This window comes from Neisseriales bacterium, from assembly GCA_016699915.1.
GTDB lineage: Bacteria > Pseudomonadota > Gammaproteobacteria > Burkholderiales > Q3-R57-64 > Q3-R57-64.
Map to the genome: position 1 here is coordinate 29,033 of CP064990.1, position 18,638 is coordinate 47,670.

Here is an 18,638-nt window from a genome sequence, read left to right on the forward strand (position 1 = left end):
TCTTTAATAAAGCATATCACCCTATTCTGTATTATGATAAAAGAATAGGCTTTGTAGCAAAATGGTGCATATAAAATTGGTGTTTAGCTTCAACTTGCTTAGCCAAATAGACCTTATCTTTGTTGTTGACGATGACATCATCTGCCAATTGCAATCTTTGTTGACGCGTACATTGGGATGCTAATACAGCTCGTATAAGCGACCGTGTATAGCAACACCGTGCATAAGCACGTTCAATTTGCAATGATTCTTCGCAGTCAATCAGCAAAATACGGTGCACAAGTTGTCCATATGTTGCATAGTGTTCACATAATAGTGGCACGACAAGTAACGCATAAGGAGCAATGTGCACGACTTCCTTGAGTTTTGCTACACTCTTTTGCAAAATAAGCGGGTGTAGGATGCTTTCTAATTGCTGTTTCTTTATCGAATTCGCATAAATACATTGTCTAACATGAGCACGATCTAAGCTGCCATCGGCTAAAAAACTATGTTCATCAAAAAGCGCTCGTAATGCTGGTATGGCTTCACCGTCCTTGGCAGTTAGTTCGCGAGCAATAAGATCCGTATCAATAATCGCAATGCCATGCTCTGCAAACAATGCTGAGGCCGTACTTTTACCAGCACCTATACCACCCGTTAAACCAATAACATTGAGATTCATAAACAAAATGCCTATCTATGCCTTTGATTAACGTACGGATCAAAAAGCACGTTACAATATCAGCAGAGCACTATGATTAATTGCGATTATTGATAGGCTTGATCCAAAGGACTCATCATATGGGAATTTGGTCTATTCATCAATTGATGTCATTTAGATAGCTATGTTAGATCATTTAACAACAAATTTCTCGAATATCTTCAAAATGGTTCGCGGTCAAGCAAGACTTACCGAATCAAATATCGAAGACATGTTGCAAAAAACACAACAATCCTTGCTTGAAGCAGATGTTGCCGTATCCGTTATTGATCAATTAGTTGCGCACATTAAAAAACGTGCACTTGATCAACGTGTCTTAAGTGGCCTGACACCAGGGCAAATGTTGGTTGATATTTTCCGCGAAGAACTCACCATATTACTTGGTCAGCAACATCATATGCTGAACTTAGCGACTATCCCACCTGCTGTGTTGCTCATTGCAGGACTACAAGGCACCGGAAAAACAACAACTGCTGGCAAGCTCGCCGTATTACTAAAAAAACAAAAGAAAAAAGTACTCCTAGCATCGGTTGATATACATCGACCTGCCGCCATTGAACAACTTAAACTTTTATCCGAACAAGCAGGTGTTGCCTGTTTTCCTACTGATCCATCACAAACCGCCCTAATCAATGCAGAAGCTGCTAAAAACCATGCAAAACGGTACTTTTTTGATGTACTAATTTTGGACACTGCGGGTCGATTGGCTATTGATAGTGCGATGATGGATGAAATTAAAGCGTTGTATGACGTAACAAAACCTATCGAAACATTATTCATTGTTGATGCGATGCAAGGCCAAGATGCTGCCAAAACAGCGCATGCTTTCAACGAGGCTCTCCCCCTTACCGGTTTAATTGTGACAAAACTGGACAGTGACACACGAGGAGGAGCAGCCTTATCCGTCCGACAGATCACAGGTAAACCAATTAAATTGGTTGGAACAAGCGAAAAACTGGAAGGACTTGAAATATTTTACCCAGACCGCCTTGCCAATCGCATACTCGGTATGGGCGATATGTTGTCTTTAATTGAGGATATTAAAAAAGGTATTGAACCACAACAAGGAGCTAAAGTAGCCAAAAAAATCCAAAGTGGGAAGGGGTTTAATTTGGAAGATTTTAGGCAACATATGCAACAAATTCAGGCAATGGGTGGCACTGCAAACCTGATTGATAAAATGCCCAGTCAGTTCGGGCAACCAATTAGTCCGATACAAAAACAAGAAGCTGATAAAAGAATCCGTCATCATGAAGCTATTATCAATTCCATGACGAACCAAGAACGCCAAGAACCCGATATTATTAAAGCCAGTCGTAAACGTCGTATTGCGATGGGAGCTGGGGTTAACGTACAGTCCGTGAATCAACTACTCGAACAATTTGAGCAAATGAAAAAAATGATGAAGCAATTCTCCAAAGGCGGGCTTGGTAAGCTAGTTCAAAATTTACAAGGCAGGTTTATAAAACATCATTAATGCAAACCAGAAAAGGGAATCATTTAATATGGATGCATCAACATTAACTGCACTTTGTCCGCTGGATGGGCGTTACGCAAAATATACTTTAGCGTTACGCAATATATTTAGTGAACATGCTTTGATGAAAACACGTATTCGGATAGAACTAGCATGGCTTAAAACTTTGAGTTTAGAAAAGAAAGTTGCGGAAGTACCAATTTTTTCTGCCAAAACATTAGCGATGCTCGATAGTTTGGTAGACCAATTCAGTCTCGAAGACACTCAAGCGATCAAAAATATCGAAAACACTACCCAACATGATGTCAAAGCCTTGGAGTATTGGCTTAAAAACTATCTTTCCAATCATTTAGAAATAAAAACAGTTACTGAATTTGTACATTTTGCTTGCACTTCAGAGGATATTAATAATTTAAGTTACGGGCTCATGCTCAAAGAAGCGCGCGATCAAGTCATGATACCGTCTTTGAGCACACTCATTACGCTATTGACCAACCTTGCTCATCAACTAGCAGAACAGCCGATGATCGGCAGGACGCATGGTCAAGCTGCAACCCCCACTACAATGGGTAAAGAGCTAGCAAATATCCTTTATCGGCTCAAACGCCAGCACCAACAATTGATTGCACAACCTATTTTGGGCAAAATAAATGGAGCTGTTGGTAACTATAACGCACATTACACGGCCTATCCCGATCTAGATTGGGAAAAACTTGCACAGCGTTTCGTTGAAACATTGGGTCTTGTTTTTAATCCCTACACAACTCAAATTGAACCTCATGATTATATTGCCGAATATAGTCACGTGTTATTGCGTATCAATACTATTTTGATTGATTTATGTCGTGATATGTGGGGCTATATTTCGCTAGGCTACTTTACACAACAAACCAGCGAAAAAATGATTGGTAGTTCAACCATGCCGCATAAAATTAACCCGATTCATTTTGAAAATGCAGAAGGCAATTTGGGCTTGGCCAATGCACTGCTTGCGCATTTTGCGGAAAAATTACCTGTTTCTCGTTTCCAGCGTGATTTAACCGATTCAACTGTGTTGCGTAATATGGGAGTCGCACTTGGTTACACCTTATTAGGCTACCAATCTTGTCATCAAGGTCTGTTAAAACTACGTGTCAATACTACCCAATTAGCATCAGAACTGGCACAACATTGGGCACTTTTAGCAGAACCTGTTCAAACCGTCATGCGTCGCTACGGACTAAATCAACCTTACGAGCAACTCAAAGTACTCATACAAAAAAACCCCCATCTCACCCAAAAACAACTTGCAGATTTTATTAAAAATTTGGATTTACCCGAATCTGAAAAAGCTAAACTGCTGGCACTAACTCCTAACTGCTATTTGGGCCAGTCCATTAAGCTCGCCAAAGCAGTTACCAGCACGTCACTACCATAGCATATCAAGTGCTATATTGACCACTGCTAGGTGGCCGGGGATCCTACTCACTTTGCGCTATCTTCTAATTAATTGGTCTTTCACGCTTGGCTAACAAATCAGCTATGTTAGTTCGGTGCCGATATAAAACTAGTGTCGCGATTAAGCTAACCGCCATAAAGTAAGGATGTGTCATATCCCATAACCAATAACTTGCCACTAGTACCGCCAATGTTGCTCCTATAGCAGCCAACGATGAAAAACGCTTGACAACCATAATCACTGTCCAAACGCCTGTTGCGATAAAAGCTAGTGTGGGTGATAAAGCTAATAAAATTCCTAGAGCCGTTGCAACGCCCTTGCCACCTTTAAAGCAAAAAAAGAGTGGATAGATATGGCCCAATAACACACAAACTGCACAACCTGCCACGATCCATATATCTGTTTGGCAAAACAAGGCCAGCTTTACCACTATCCAACCTTTGGCACCATCTCCAAGAAGCGTGCACAGTGCCGCCCATTTTCTACCCCCTCGCAGCATATTGGTTGCACCTGGATTGCCTGAACCATATAGTCGCGGATCAGGTGCTTTAATTAACTGACTAATCATAACGGCAAAAGACAGTGAACCGAATAGGTAAGCAATAGCGAGTAAGCAAAAGGGCAAAACAACTGAAACAACAGTAGGTTCAGACCACATCAAAACCCCCTTGACAGCAATAAAATGCTCTATCACACACTACATGATTCGTCTATTTAGTATACTCTAAGCAAAATGGGAGTATCTAGATTGCATTATGAGAAAAAGCTAGTCATGGATACAATTTTTTTGCGTAAAATTGCTTTATATACCTTCGTGGGTTATTACGATTGGGAGCGCCTGCAACCTACTAAATTACAAATTGATCTAGATATCGGATTGCCCGTTAGTTATCGACCCTGCACAGATGATATCACCCAAACAATTGACTATGCCCGTTTAATTCAAGACCTACGAAAAGCTTTATCCACTAAACATTTTGCATTAATTGAGCCCCTTGCAGAATATATTGCACAATTTATCCTTGAAAACTTTCTTGTGCCGTGGGTAAAGGTATCATTAACTAAGCTTGGTACACTGCCTGATAATGGAAAGGTGGGCGTTGTCATAGAGCGCAATTGTCGCTCATAGATCCAACTTAACTGATAGGTCGGTTAGATTGCAAAGGCTCATATTTTCTCGCATAATGGCTAGCTTGGCCGGTGTAGCTCAGTTGGTAGAGCAGCTGATTTGTAATCAGAAGGTCGAGGGTTCAACTCCTTTCACCGGCACCATATTCGGCGAGCTGTTTATAGCGTGGTGAGTGGTCAACCTGGTCAGGTTCGGAAGAAAGCAGCCAAGGCCACCTTACTAGTGCAAAACAGTCTCGCCACTTTTTTTGATTAACCAAGTACCACCTAACACTTCGAGTCAACTACCACCATTGATGGAAATGATGCAAAGGACCAATTGGTCCTTTGCCAACATTTAACCTATGGGACGAAACTAGAGCCTCTTGCAAGAAATTTTTTGCATCCTGAATTGTTATAGGCCAGTTTGGACGCTGAACACGCAAAGCCGCGATCGCTGAAGAAAGGGTGCAGCCCGTACCATGAATATGATTTGTTAAAATTCTGGGCGAAGAAAAAGCTAGTGTACTATCTTGTGTGAGCAGCCAATCCGTGCTCATGGCACCAGATAGGTGACCCCCTTTGATTAACACAGCCTTACAACCTTTAACAAGTAATAAACGACCTTGGTGACACATGGTCGCATCATCAGTTGCTATTGCTTCTTCGCTTAATGCTGCTGCCTCAGGCAAATTTGGCGTAATTAAATCCACTAAGGGCAACAAAATGTCTCGCAAGGCTTGTACAGCTTCCTTAGTAAGTAGCGAATGGCCACCTTTTGCAATCATCACGGTATCTAAAATGGTATAGGGTGGTTTATAGCGCTTTAGTGCTGTTGCAACGACCTGAACCAATTCAGCGTTGGACAACATACCAATTTTAACCGCGTCAATACGGATATCGTTAAACACTGCCTTGAGCTGTGCCGATAAAAAATTTGCTGTGCAGGCCTCTACAGCACTGACACCTTGCGTATTTTGTGCCGTCAAAGCCGTTATCACACTGAGACCATACACGCCTAAAGCAGAAAAAGTTTTAAGGTCTGCTTGGATCCCTGCCCCTCCAGAAGAATCAGAACCTGCTATCGTTAATACATTAAAAATCATGATAGCATTCTCCAATCTCTGACTAATTGTCGCGTGGCTTCGCCAGGATTCGGGTGGCAACAAATGGCAGCAATGACCGCAATGCCTCGAATACCCGTCTTGCGCAGTGTTTGAATATGTGCCCTATTAATGCCTCCAATAGCAACAACTGGCATGGGATAAACCAATTTTACAATATGTTCTAATGTAGTTAACCCAATAGGTGAAACAGCATCTTTTTTGCTAGCTGTTTGGAAGATAGGACCAACACCCAAGTAATCTATGTAATGTGCAGGTAAATGCATCAGTTCTTTTTCGCTAGAAATAGATAGGCCCAACCATTTTTCTGAACCAACTAATGCCCGCACCTTTTGAGGAGGTAAATCTTGTTGACCAACATGAATGCCTGCAGCATCAACCGCTAGCGCTATCTCAATATCATCATTAATAATCAATGGGATTGACCGATCACTCAACAAATGTTTGACTTGTCTTGCTAATGCCATGCAACGCTGTGCTGACCAATTTTTCATACGCAACTGTATCATCGTAATGCCAGCATCGACTGCTGCACACGCAATAGCCAACATGTTTTTTTCGCTGCCACATACGGTCGCATCCAATACCAAATAGCACTGTAGAGCATCTGTATTTTTTTGCATTGCCGTATAAAACACCTCATGTGACCAGCTTTTTCATATCGTGGAGAGCATCTAAAAAGGCGGGCATAAAAGAACCGGGGCCACGACTAGCTAATACTGCCTGTTCACCAGCCATTGCAAATAACAAGCAAGCAGATGCCACCGCTAAAATGGGTTGATCCGCTTTAGCTAAGAGAGCCGCTACCCAAGCTGAGAGCACGCACCCTGTCCCAACAACGCGTGTCATTAGAACATGGCCACGCTCAATAGCGTAAATTGTACGACCATCCGTAATATAGTCAACAGCACCCGTTACTGCTACAATCGCGCCCGTGCGTTGGGCAAGTAAGCTTGCGCTTTGTATAGCTGACGTTGAGCTATCACCACTTTCTACGCCATGATTGGCCGACTTACCGCCAGATAAAGCGATAATTTCAGAGGCATTACCTCGTATCGCAGTGGGTCGTTTAGATAACAATTGCTGACAAAAATCACTGCGATAATCCAACACCCCCACAGCCACAGGATCCAGCACCCAAGGCTTATGAGCCTGCATAGCTGCGTCAACTGCATAACGCATTGCTTCATCACGCGTTGGATATAATGTGCCAACATTAATCAACAATACATCGGCTAGCTGCGCAAAAGCTCTGACTTCGGCTGTTGCTACAACCATAGCTGGTGATGCTCCAACTGCTAATAATGCATTAGCTGTAAAAGCTTGCACCACTTCATTAGTCATGCAGTGTACTAAAGGAGTTTGTTGATAAAAACGACGTAGCTCCGCTTTAGCAATTGCCTCTGAAAATGGTTGAATGGTCATGTAATCCCTTGCTTGACGAATTTAAAAGCACCATACTTACCGCTTCTAAAACATCCTTTGTTAATCTTCTCAAATGCACGGGTCGTAATACAGTTCGCATATATTGCACCATAACACGTACCAACTGATTATAATTTATCTTGCATTGAGGAAACGTGAGCAGTTTTTTATCAATCAAAGTATGGAATTTATCGTGAGCACCAATCATATATTGGGCTGGGTAAGAAATAGCTGGACATTATTCAGGCAATATCCTCTCAAATGGATTGTCCTGCTCCTGATATTTTTGTTCTTAAATAGTTTGACCTTAAACCTAGCTAACCCCCTATTCGTGGCTGGCATTGCTTTTGCTTGTCAGCAACAGCATGAAACAGGAAAACTTAAAATCACATTTCTTTTCACTGGATTTTGCCAAGCAACACGTCAACTCATCTATCTTTGTTTAATTTATATTGCAGCATTGGTTATTTTTTATGTCGCTGTTGAATTACCTATTCGATTCTATGTTACCCACTATTCAGGTAGTACTAGTTTATTTTGGCTACTGCTTTTGGTTTGGCAGTTACTATGCTGCGCTAGTTTTTTAGCATCCACACTGGTCTTGCTACAGCACCAAACAGCAGCCCAAGCAACCAAAAGAGCCCTTGTAACTATGATTAATCACGCCGGGAGTCTATTGGCATTAAATCTTGCGTTATCGGTTGCAATCTACTTAGCGCTAACTGGGATGCAGACCTTGGTGCACCGCACACCCTTTATATGGTTCATGATATTGATCGGAGGATCATGTGTTGCGCTGATCCTCTTTTTTCATGCATTGTATTATGCCCATCGTGATTGGGTGCTTGATGTACAATAGAATTATAAATTCATCAAAAGGTTGCCTTGACAGCAATCGGCATCAATTATCTGCCATAAAAATATGTGATTGGTACAATAAATAGCAATTATGGATGTGAAATAAGTAGCAACTACAAAATATGGAAACTGCCAAAATTCGTCAGCTATTTGTTGATTTTTTTATTGAGCATAATCACCAATTAGTAAGATCCAGTTCGTTGATTCCACAGAATGACCCGACACTGCTGTTTACAAATGCGGGTATGAATCAATTCAAAAATATATTCTTAGGTTTTGAACCTGCACCCATCAAACGAGTGGTCACCATTCAAAAATGTATGCGTGCTGGCGGTAAACACAACGACTTGGAAAATGTTGGTTACACAGCACGACACCATACTTTTTTTGAAATGTTGGGCAATTTCAGTTTTGGTGATTATTTCAAACAGGACGCGATTCGTTTTGCTTGGACATTCCTAACCGCACCACAATGGCTTCATTTGCCACCAGAGCGACTCTTAGTAACTGTCTATGCGCCGGATGAAGAAAGCTATCAAATTTGGCGCCAAGACATTGGATTGCCTGACCATAAAATTATACGTATTGGTGATCAAGCCAACATGCCTTATGTTTCGGATAATTTTTGGCAGATGGGCGATACAGGTCCTTGCGGGCCTTGCACAGAAATTTTTTATGACCATGGTAAATCAATAGCAGGCGGGCCACCAGGATCAATGGAGGAAGCTGGGGATCGTTTCACAGAAATTTGGAATTGTGTTTTTATGCAATTTAATCGTGACGCTTCCGGTGTCATGCATCCCTTACCCAATCCATCCGTAGATACTGGCATGGGTCTAGAACGGATCGCAGCGGTTATGCAGGGCGTTCACAGCAACTTTGAAACTGATGTCTTCCAAGCGTTAATGACATCAGCCAAACATGTTATTGAAAATACAACAAGTGGTAATAATGCCTTTTTTTGCGTCATTGTAGATCATATTCGAGCTGCTACTTTCTTGATTGGTGATGGTGTTTTGCCAGCTAATGATGGTCGTGGCTACGTATTGCGTCGCATTATTCGGCGCGCCAGTAGACACGGTTATCAGCTCGGCCAAAAAAAGCCTTTTCTGCATAACATGGTTGAGCACTTGGTATCAATGATGGCAGTAGCTTACCCGGAATTAGTCCCTCAACAAACCATCATAAAACAAACCATTTTTGAAGAAGAGAGTCGTTTTGCTGAAACATTAGAGCGTGGTATGACATTGCTTGAAACAGCTATGCGACAATCCGCAAAAAATAAATTACTGCCTGGTGAAACGGTTTTTTTGCTGTATGACACATTTGGCTTTCCTGTGGATTTAACTGCCGATATTTGTAAAGCGCAAGGTATAAACATTGACCAAACAGGTTTTGATCAAGCCATGCAACTTCAGCGTCAACAATCACAACAATATACTGCTTTCAAAAGTACCGAACGCCTCGCTTTTGATGGTCAGGCAACTTGTTTTGAGGGTTATCAAAACACACAAGCTCAAGGAACTATTATTGGTCTTTTTAAATCTAATCAACCCGTTAAGGAACTTTTGGCCAAAGAAGCAGGCGTTGTTGTGCTAGACCGCACCCCATTTTATGCTGAATCAGGGGGGCAAATTGGCGATTGCGGAACTATTACGCACACAAGTCATCAAGGAATTTTCGAAGTATCGGATACGCAAAAAATTAAAGCAGCTGTTTTTGGCCACTATGGGGTAGTAACAGAGGGCGCCTTGCGTATTGGCGATACCATTTATGGAGTTATTGACTCTAATCGGCGTCAACACATTGCAAAAAATCACTCTGTTACGCATCTTTTACACGCAGCACTTAAACAAATATTGGGTTCACATGTTACACAAAAAGGTTCGTTGATTACCGAAGCATATTCTCGCTTTGATTTTTCCCATAATGCACCAGTATCCATCAAACAACGTGAAGCAATCGAAAACTTAGTCAACCAAATCATTGTAGAAAATCATCCCATTACCATTACAAATATGGCTTTTGAGGAAGCCATGCTTCAGAACATTACTGCACTATTTAATGAAAAATATGGTCAGACAGTACGCGTATTAGCCATGGGTACTTTTTCACGTGAATTGTGTGGTGGAACCCATGTAAATCGCACGGGGGAAATTGGATTATTTAAGATTACCAATGAATATGGTGTTGCAGCGGGTATACGACGTATTGAAGCGATAACAGGCCATGCTGCATTGCTTTACACACAGCAGCAGCAGCAGCTTATTGCGCAAATTGCTAGCCAACTTAAAGCAAACGTTGACAACGAAATATTGGATAAATTAAATAGCCTACGCCATCAACTTAAAAATACTGAAAAAGCGCTCAATCAAGCTACAACTAAATTGGCATCCAGCACTGCTGCCCAACTGGTCAAGATGGCCAAGAAGGTCGCTAATATCACATTGCTCACCGCTGAGCTAGAAGAAGAAAATGCTGAAGTACTCAGGCAAATAATTGATCAACTTAAAACCAAATTTGATAATGCAATTATCGTTTTGACCAGTCATCAGTATGATGAAACTGTGCTAATCATGGTTGGGATAACAAGCAATCTTACGCACCGCTTCCATGCTGGAAAAATGGTGCAATATCTTGCACAACAATTGGTTGGTAAGGGTGGAGGACGAGCCGAATTAGCCCAAGTATCCTGCCAAAAAACACCACAACTCAATGCTGTGTTACACAGCATTGAAACATGGATAACTAAGCAAAACTAACCATTTTTGGTATTCAGGAGTCTACCTAAATAACGTCCCGTGTGGCTACCTTTGTGGCGTGCAATAGTTTCTGGTGTACCGCAAGCGATAATTTGACCGCCACCATCTCCACCTTCTGGCCCTAAATCAACGATCCAATCTGCAGTTTTGATGACATCTAAATTATGCTCAATGATCACAATAGTATTGCCATGATCTCGCAATCTTCTTAGCACATTAAGTAGTAGTTCAACATCTTGAAAATGTAGGCCAGTTGTTGGTTCATCAAGAATATAGAGTGTATGTCCTGTATCCTTCTTGGATAACTCCAAAGCAAGCTTTACGCGCTGCGCTTCGCCACCTGACAAGGTAATTGCGCTTTGACCTAAACGAATATAACCCAACCCTACATCCATGAGCGTTTGCAATCGACGTGCAACAGCAGGAATAGACGAAAAGAAATCCATGGCCTCTTCAACCGTCATCATGAGAATATCGTGAATATTTTTACCTTTGTAATAGACATCCAATGTTTCACGGTTATAACGTTTACCTTGACAGATGTCGCACTGAACATAAATATCGGGCAAAAAATGCATTGCTACCTTAATCAATCCATCACCCTGACAAGCCTCGCAGCGCCCTCCCTTAACATTAAAGGAGAATCGACCCAAGTTATAACCTCTTTCTCGTGATAAGGCAACGCTGGCAAATAACTCACGAATGGGGGTAAATAATCCTGTATATGTTGCTGGATTTGATCGTGGCGTACGACCGATTGGACTTTGATCAACATTGATAATTTTGTCTAACTGTTCAATACCAATCAGGTCTGTAAAGGGTGCTGGTTCTTTGGAAGTTGTGCCATGCAATTTGGCCGATACAGCTCTGAAAAAAGTATCGTTAACAAGCGTCGATTTTCCAGAACCCGATACACCCGTAACACATACCATTAAACCAAGCGGTAAATCAAATTGTACATTTTTTAAATTATTACCTGTTGCCCCAAATAGCGAGATAGTACTTTTGCGATCATAAGGTAAACGCAGATCAGGTACCTGAATACATCGGCGTTTAGATAAAAAAGCGCCCGTGATTGATTGCTTACATGCTTTGACAGCATCGAGTTGGCCAGCAACTAAAATCGTTCCACCATGCTCACCCGCACCAGGACCAATATCCACAATAAAATCAGCACTACAAATAGCTTCCTCATCATGTTCAACCATGATGACACTATTTCCCAGATCACGCAGACGTAATAAAGTAGTAATCAAACGCTGGTTATCCCGTTGATGTAATCCAATAGATGGTTCATCCAATACATACATCACACCCGTTAAACCCGATCCAATTTGACTAGCCAACCGAATACGTTGTGCTTCGCCACCCGATAAAGTCTCTGCTGAGCGCGATAAAGAAAGATAGCTTAATCCAACATCATTCAAAAAAGTAATACGCGCCTTAATTTCCTTGACAATTTTTTCTGCAATAACATGACGTTGTCCAGAAAAAGCAAGGTCGGAAAAAAAAGTAGCAGCATCCCGAAGTGACATGGCATTAATTTCCGGCAAAGAAACACCCTTAACAAGAACGTGCCGTGCTTCTTTTTTAAGTCGCGCACCTAAACAAACAGGACACACTTGATTAAGTTGATATTTCACTAACTCCTCTTTTACTCTTGATGAATCCGTTTCTAGATACCGACGCTCAAAATTAGCCACCACCCCTTCAAATGGATGGCGACTATGGGAGGTTTTGGTGCTAAATAACTGCGTAAAAACAATTGACTCGTCTTTTGAGCCATATAAAACCACTGACTTGACCGATTCAGGAAGTTGCTCAAAAGGCGTTTCAACATCAAAATTGTAGTGCTGAGAAAGATCCTTGAGTATTTGAAAATAAAACATGTTTCGCCGATCCCAGCCACTAATTGCACCATCGGCTAAAGATAGCTGTGGATAGCGCACAACACGGTTCGGATCAAAAAATAGGATCTCCCCAAGTCCATCACACTTTGGGCAAGCGCCCATTGGGCTATTAAAAGAAAAAAGGCGTGGCTCTAATTCAGGCAGGCTATAAGCACAAAGTGGACAAGAAAACAAGGCAGAAAACCATTGTTCATGATGATTTTCAATATCTACCACCAACGCTCTGCCTTGACCATATAAAAGCGCTGTCTCAAAACTTTCTGCTAAGCGAGAAGCAGCATCTGGGCGTATTTTGATGCGATCTACCACAACTTCGATGTTGTGTTTTTGATGTTTATGTAGTGCAGGTAACGCTTCTAACTCATGGAGTTGCCTATCAATACGTACCCTAGAAAAACCTTGTGCTCGCAAGTGTTCGAATAGCTCTAATTGCTCTCCCTTGCGTTCCATCCTGCACGGCGCAAGGATCATCACTTTTGTCCCTTCCGGAAAGGTAAGCGTATGATCCACCATTTGTGACACTGATTGGGCTGCAAGGCTTTTACTATGTTCTGGGCAATAAGGCTCCCCAACTCGCGCAAAAAGTAGTCGTAAATAGTCATGGATCTCCGTAACGGTGCCAACGGTAGAACGTGGATTATGACTTGTCACTTTTTGTTCGATAGAAATTGCTGGGCTTAGTCCTTCAATCAAATCCACATCAGGCTTTTCCATCAACTGTAAAAATTGCCTTGCATAAGCAGATAAACTTTCTACATAGCGACGTTGCCCTTCAGCATAAAGGGTATCAAAAGCCAGTGAAGACTTACCCGACCCCGATAAGCCAGTAACAACGATTAAACGCTTAGCTGGTAAATCAAGGTCAATATTTTTGAGGTTGTGGGTTCTAGCGCCCCGAATACGAATAAAATCCATTGGTTTTTAGCTGGATAAGTAGGTAAAATATACTCAAAACATCACACACATCTTGGCATGATTTTAGCCGATATCGCAACATATCCTTATTAAAATCAAACATAGTGTAGAATAGAGTTACTCTATTGGTCGCAAGTGTACTAATACGTAGTAATTTTATGCTGCTTAGCTAATAGTTAGGAGATCGCCATGTCATCAGTTAACCGCGTCATGCTCATTGGCCATTTAGGTCGCGACCCGGAGACACGTTACACTCAAAGCGGTGATGCGGTGTGTACCTTCAGCATCGCAACCTCCGAAAACTGGAAAAACAAAAACGGGGAGCGCGTCGAACATACTGAATGGCATAACATCGTCTTATACCGAAAACTTGCAGAAATTGCTCAACAGTATTTGGTTAAAGGTAGACAAGTTTATATTGAAGGCAGTATTCGATCAAGGAAATATCAAGATAAAAATGGTGTAGATCGCACAGCTTACGAAGTAATATGTAGTAGCATGAAAATGCTTGGCACAAAAGATCATGCCGTACCATTGTCAGAATCAGGAAATACAGTCACTCATAAAACAAACACACCAGCCAGTGCAACCGATAGAGCAATAGAAGAAGAAAAGCCCCAAGAAATTATAGATGACCTGGACGATGACATTCCCTTTTAGGAAAGCCAAAATTTAATCTAGTGAACTTTGTCTGAATTGAGAGAAAAAAACGGGTGATCAGTTGGTTGCGGGGACAGGATTTGAACCTATGACCTTCGGGTTATGAGCCCGACGAGCTACCAAGCTGCTCCACCCCGCGCCAGTGTCTGATTATGCTAATAGGGTCGTTCACTCTACAAGAATTTATTCAACTTGTCAAACAGGTATTTTCCGTGCCTGTTACCCTTCACGCATTGAACCACAATCCTAACATAGCGAGCCCAAAGATAATACGATACCAAGCAAACACTAGAAAAGTGTGTTGAGAAATAAATTTTAATAATCCTCTGACCGCAATAAAAGCTGATATAAAAGCAAAAAATAGACCCACAAAAAAAATAGGGATGTCAATCAATTCGAATAGTGCACGACACCGTAGTCCATCATAAAACGCCGCCGCAAACATGATGGGAATTGCTAAAAAAAATGAAAATTCTGTGGCAACCTGACGGCTCAGGCCACATAGCAAGCCTCCAATAATTGTTGAGCCGGAACGGCTGATCCCTGGAACAAGCGAAAAAATTTGTATGCAACCCACTTTGAGTGCATCCAATACGGTCATCTCTTCAATACGACCTACATGTACGCTGTGCTCGCGACGTTCGACCCAAATGATGATCAGTCCTCCAATCAATAATGCGATAGCAACTGTGAGAGGATTAAACAAATAAGCTTTAATAGAGCCAATTAATACTGATCCGAACACTGAAGCGGGTAATGCAGCAACCAATATATTGGTCATCAAGCGTTTTGTATCGTGGTGATCAAAAATATGCCTCAACGTAAAAAGTAATCGCAGGCGATATTCCCAACATACTGCTAAGATAGCACCTAACTGGATAACGACCTCAAACACTTCAGCTGTAGTATGATTAAAATGGATCCATTGTGCCACGAGGATTAAATGCCCTGTTGAAGAGATTGGCAAAAATTCCGTGAGACCCTCAACAATACCCATTATTGCTGCTTTAATTAAAATCGACCAATCCATTCAGAACTTTCCGTTCTTCTATCGAATTTTGCCATCACTCTTAGTGCGGTATAAACCTAACAAATCGTTACCTTGCTCAAGTGAGGTTTTAAGTAGATAAGCATCCTGCCTCCTCGCTACACTATTGCGTGCAGCAAGTAGAATAAAAATATAGGGTTGATCATTGACAGTTGCATAAGCGACCATGCAACGGCCAGCTTCCCGGGTAAACCCTGTTTTTTGGAGTTTAATATGCCACGAATGATCCCGAATAATAGGGTTGCTATTATTATAGGTTAAGGTAACGCCTTCTTTTATCTTCAACTCGTAAGTACGTTGCGTACTATAGTCTCGTAGCAATGGGTAATGAAGGGCAGCTTTAACCATCTTTAGTAAGTCAGCTGCTGTGGATAAATTACGTGCATCAAGACCTGTTGGGTCACAAAACACGGTCTGTGACATATTCAGCGATTTGGCTTTTTTATTCATTGATTCAATAAATGCTGGCATACCGCCCGGATAGGTTCTTGCTAAAGCAAAAGCAGCTCGATTTTCAGAGGACATTATGGCCAATAATAATGCGTCATGTCTTGATAACACGGTACCGATCTTTAGTCGAGATCTTGACCGCTTTATAACGTCAACATCTTCAGGCAAAATCGTAATGAGCTCATCCATTGGCAAATGGGCATCCAATATGACCATCGCCATCATTAACTTCGTGATCGAAGCAATGGAAAGCTGAGTATGAATATTTTTTTCAAAAAAAAATTTACCTGTTGTGCCATGCGCAACCAATGCCGCACCTGAATTGACCAATAATGCTTCTGTTGGCGAAACAAACTGGCTCGTATTACCAATTGCCTCCCTTGGCTTTGTACAGTCTAGGCAGAAGGTCGATGCAACAGAAAATGCTGCCTGACAAGCAATCACTAAACATAAAAGACGTGGCCAATAAAACAAAGGTTTGACAACAAGCATCGTGTGCAGTACCTAAAATAACTTATCATTGATCATCGTTATGATAAGCTAATTTGTGCCTTGTGGTAACCCATAACTAGTATTAGAACCCCAAGGATGATAAAAAGTTGGAAAACAGTAAAATACGCAGAGCCCGTACCATGAAGAAATAGTGTATTGTTGTTTATAGACAGATTACATGGTTTAAAAAGAGCTATATAAGCTTAAAACATGCCTAATATATATTTTCCAAATAGTCCATTTATATTGAGCCAGCCCTTCGAGCCAGCTGGTGACCAACCTGAGGCAATTACGCAATTAGTCGATGGCATCAATAAGGGGTTGCCATGCCAAACCCTGCTTGGCGTAACAGGATCTGGTAAAACATATACCGTGGCTAACGTCATCGCACGCATGGGACGCCCAGCAATCATTTTGGCGCACAATAAAACCTTGGCTGCACAATTATATGCAGAAATGCGCGATTTTTTTCCGCAAAACGCTGTGGAATACTTTGTATCCTACTATGACTATTATCAACCAGAAGCCTATGTGCCCAGTCGCGATCTTTATATTGAAAAAGACTCCAGTATCAACGAACATATCGAACAAATGCGTCTTTCAGCAACCAAATCCGTCTTAGAAAGACGTGACGTCATCATTGTTGCAACAGTCTCTGCAATTTATGGTATTGGCGATCCATCCGACTATCATCAAATGATATTGCATGTAAAAACAGGGGATAATTTTTCACAAAAAGCGATTATTGAACGCTTAGCCATTATGCAATATCAGCGTAATGACTGCGATTTTACAAGAAGTACTTTTCGGGTAAGAGGTGATACCATCGACATTTTTCCTGCAGAAAGTGCTGAAATTGCCCTGCGCATTCATTTGACAGAGGATGAAATTACCAAGCTTGATCTATTTGATCCCCTGACAGGGCATGCACAAAAAACAATTAGTCGCTATACCATTTTTCCTTCAAGTCATTACGTAACGCCTCGTCAAAAAGTGCTAGAAGCTTGTGAACGTATTAAAGAAGAATTAGCAACACAATTGGCTTTTTTGCAAACCCATGACAAATTAGTCGAAGCGCAACGGCTCGAACAACGAACCCATTTCGATTTAGAAATGCTCTATGAAATAGGCTTTTGTAAAGGAATTGAAAATTATTCTCGTTTATTTTCCGGCAGAAATCCTGGTCAACCGCCACCGACTTTATTGGATTACCTGCCAAAAGATAGCCTGCTTTTTATTGATGAAAGTCATGCTACTATTCCCCAAATCGGCAGCATGTATAAAGGCGATCGGGCACGTAAGCAAAATCTCGTCGAATATGGATTTCGATTGCCTTCTGCCATGGATAACCGCCCACTGACTTTTGAAGAATTTGAGCATCTAATTCCACAAACAATTTGTATTTCTGCAACACCAGCGAACTATGAAGTCGCACATTCTACGCAGATTATTGAGCAAGTCGTCAGACCAACAGGACTGGTAGACCCTATTATTGATATACGACCAGCTGCAACACAAATTGATGATTTACTATCCACTATTTACGCAGCCACTAAGCAAAATGAGCGTATATTGATCACAACACTCACCAAAAAAATGGCTGAACAACTAACCGATTATTTAAATGAACACCATATAAAAGTACGCTACTTGCATAGCGATATTGATACTGTAGAACGCGTTGAAATTATTCGCGACTTACGTTTAGGCATGTTTGATGTATTAGTTGGTATTAACTTGCTACGAGAAGGTTTGGATATTCCCGAAGTTGCGCTGGTGGCTATTTTGGATGCCGATAAGGAGGGTTTTTTACGCTCAGAACGTTCCCTCATTCAAACGATCGGGCGCGCTGCACGTCACGTTAACGGGCGTGCCATTTTATACGCAGATCACATCACAGATAGTATGCAAAAAGCTATTGCAGAAACTAATAGACGCCGAGATAAACAAATAACCTTTAACAAGGTGCATCAAATTACACCTCAAAGTATTCAAAAATCAGTAAAAGACATGATTGAAGGTATTTATAGCCTAGATAAAACCACCCATCCTATCAATCATCCAACGCTATTATATAGCGAAAAACAGCTTGCAAAAGTGATTAAGCAAACTGAAAAAGCAATGCTAAAGGCAGCACGCGATCTTCGTTTTGAGGAAGCCACACAATTACGTGATGAACTCAAGGCACTCAAAGCGCAATTATTTGAAAATGGATAAAATAAGCCGCTTACCACGCAAATAGTTTGCCAATAATTTTGAGTAGATTCTT

The 18,638-nt window shown here is 41.4% G+C and carries 15 protein-coding genes, 2 tRNA genes and 1 other RNA gene; 9 read left to right on the forward strand and 9 right to left on the reverse strand.

Annotated elements, in window-relative coordinates; translation table 11 throughout:
* Positions 1 to 31: 31 nt before the first annotated feature.
* Positions 32 to 664: a dephospho-CoA kinase gene (locus IPK86_00170; GenBank protein QQS16672.1), complete on the reverse strand. Its 633-nt coding sequence runs from the start codon at positions 662 to 664 to the stop codon at positions 32 to 34.
* 163 nt (positions 665 to 827) lie between these two features.
* Here IPK86_00170 and ffh point away from each other — a divergent pair, with 163 nt between their 5' ends.
* Both ffh and purB read left to right on the forward strand, forming a co-directional pair.
* Entirely contained in the window at positions 828 to 2,180 is a 1,353-nt protein-coding gene (ffh, locus tag IPK86_00175) for a signal recognition particle protein (protein QQS16673.1), read from the forward strand.
* 28 nt (positions 2,181 to 2,208) lie between these two features.
* Entirely contained in the window at positions 2,209 to 3,597 is a 1,389-nt protein-coding gene (purB, locus tag IPK86_00180; GenBank protein ID QQS16674.1) for an adenylosuccinate lyase, read from the forward strand.
* A gap of 64 nt (positions 3,598 to 3,661) precedes the next feature.
* On the opposite strand, the gene plsY is transcribed toward purB, so the two are convergent.
* Positions 3,662 to 4,276, reverse strand: a complete 615-nt coding sequence (plsY, locus tag IPK86_00185) for a glycerol-3-phosphate 1-O-acyltransferase PlsY (protein QQS16675.1) — start codon at positions 4,274 to 4,276, stop codon at positions 3,662 to 3,664.
* A 114-nt stretch (positions 4,277 to 4,390) separates the two neighbouring features.
* On the opposite strand from plsY, the gene IPK86_00190 reads away from it, so the two are divergent.
* The 3 genes from IPK86_00190 (at position 4,391) to ffs (ending at position 4,986) form a co-directional block, all read left to right on the forward strand.
* Positions 4,391 to 4,747, forward strand: coding sequence for a dihydroneopterin aldolase (locus tag IPK86_00190; protein QQS16676.1), 357 nt, complete (start codon positions 4,391 to 4,393; stop codon positions 4,745 to 4,747).
* 67 nt (positions 4,748 to 4,814) lie between these two features.
* A tRNA-Thr gene (locus tag IPK86_00195) sits at positions 4,815 to 4,890 on the forward strand.
* 8 nt (positions 4,891 to 4,898) lie between these two features.
* Positions 4,899 to 4,986, forward strand: an RNA gene (ffs, locus tag IPK86_00200) — signal recognition particle sRNA small type.
* Between the two features lie 44 nt (positions 4,987 to 5,030).
* On the opposite strand, the gene thiD is transcribed toward ffs, so the two are convergent.
* The 3 genes from thiD to thiM are packed head-to-tail and all read right to left on the reverse strand — an operon-like array spanning position 5,031 to position 7,274.
* Positions 5,031 to 5,834 carry a bifunctional hydroxymethylpyrimidine kinase/phosphomethylpyrimidine kinase gene (gene thiD, locus IPK86_00205; protein QQS17005.1) on the reverse strand — a complete coding sequence of 268 codons (804 nt, stop codon included), beginning with the start codon at positions 5,832 to 5,834 and terminating at the stop codon, positions 5,031 to 5,033.
* Positions 5,828 to 6,472 carry a thiamine phosphate synthase gene (thiE, locus tag IPK86_00210; GenBank protein QQS16677.1) on the reverse strand — a complete coding sequence of 215 codons (645 nt, stop codon included), beginning with the start codon at positions 6,470 to 6,472 and terminating at the stop codon, positions 5,828 to 5,830. The genes thiD and thiE overlap by 7 nt, the downstream gene beginning before the upstream one ends.
* Before the next feature lie 16 nt (positions 6,473 to 6,488).
* A complete protein-coding gene (thiM, locus tag IPK86_00215) occupies positions 6,489 to 7,274 on the reverse strand; it encodes a hydroxyethylthiazole kinase (protein ID QQS16678.1) in 786 nt (261 codons plus the stop codon).
* 193 nt (positions 7,275 to 7,467) lie between these two features.
* Between thiM and IPK86_00220 the strand changes: the two genes are divergently transcribed.
* Positions 7,468 to 8,133, forward strand: coding sequence for a hypothetical protein (locus IPK86_00220; protein QQS16679.1), 666 nt, complete (start codon positions 7,468 to 7,470; stop codon positions 8,131 to 8,133).
* A 121-nt stretch (positions 8,134 to 8,254) separates the two neighbouring features.
* Entirely contained in the window at positions 8,255 to 10,894 is a 2,640-nt protein-coding gene (gene alaS, locus IPK86_00225; protein QQS16680.1) for an alanine--tRNA ligase, read from the forward strand.
* Here alaS and uvrA read toward each other — a convergent pair.
* Complete coding sequence (gene uvrA / locus IPK86_00230) at positions 10,891 to 13,719, reverse strand: excinuclease ABC subunit UvrA (GenBank protein QQS16681.1); 2,829 nt, start codon at positions 13,717 to 13,719, stop codon at positions 10,891 to 10,893. The genes alaS and uvrA overlap by 4 nt on opposite strands.
* 189 nt (positions 13,720 to 13,908) lie before the next feature.
* Between uvrA and IPK86_00235 the strand changes: the two genes are divergently transcribed.
* Positions 13,909 to 14,379 (forward strand): single-stranded DNA-binding protein, encoded by a 471-nt coding sequence (locus IPK86_00235; protein ID QQS16682.1) that lies wholly within the window; start codon positions 13,909 to 13,911, stop codon positions 14,377 to 14,379.
* Positions 14,380 to 14,441: 62 nt separating this feature from the next.
* Here the strand turns inward: IPK86_00235 and IPK86_00240 are convergent.
* The 3 genes from IPK86_00240 to IPK86_00250 all read right to left on the reverse strand — a co-directional run bounded on the left by IPK86_00240 (position 14,442) and on the right by IPK86_00250 (position 16,369).
* A tRNA-Met gene (locus IPK86_00240) sits at positions 14,442 to 14,518 on the reverse strand.
* A gap of 87 nt (positions 14,519 to 14,605) precedes the next feature.
* Positions 14,606 to 15,409 carry an undecaprenyl-diphosphate phosphatase gene (locus IPK86_00245; GenBank protein QQS16683.1) on the reverse strand — a complete coding sequence of 268 codons (804 nt, stop codon included), beginning with the start codon at positions 15,407 to 15,409 and terminating at the stop codon, positions 14,606 to 14,608.
* 18 nt (positions 15,410 to 15,427) lie between these two features.
* Positions 15,428 to 16,369 (reverse strand): serine hydrolase, encoded by a 942-nt coding sequence (locus IPK86_00250; GenBank protein QQS16684.1) that lies wholly within the window; start codon positions 16,367 to 16,369, stop codon positions 15,428 to 15,430.
* Positions 16,370 to 16,579: 210 nt separating this feature from the next.
* Between IPK86_00250 and uvrB the strand changes: the two genes are divergently transcribed.
* Positions 16,580 to 18,586 carry an excinuclease ABC subunit UvrB gene (gene uvrB, locus IPK86_00255; GenBank protein ID QQS16685.1) on the forward strand — a complete coding sequence of 669 codons (2,007 nt, stop codon included), beginning with the start codon at positions 16,580 to 16,582 and terminating at the stop codon, positions 18,584 to 18,586.
* The last annotated feature ends 52 nt before the right edge of the window (positions 18,587 to 18,638 follow it).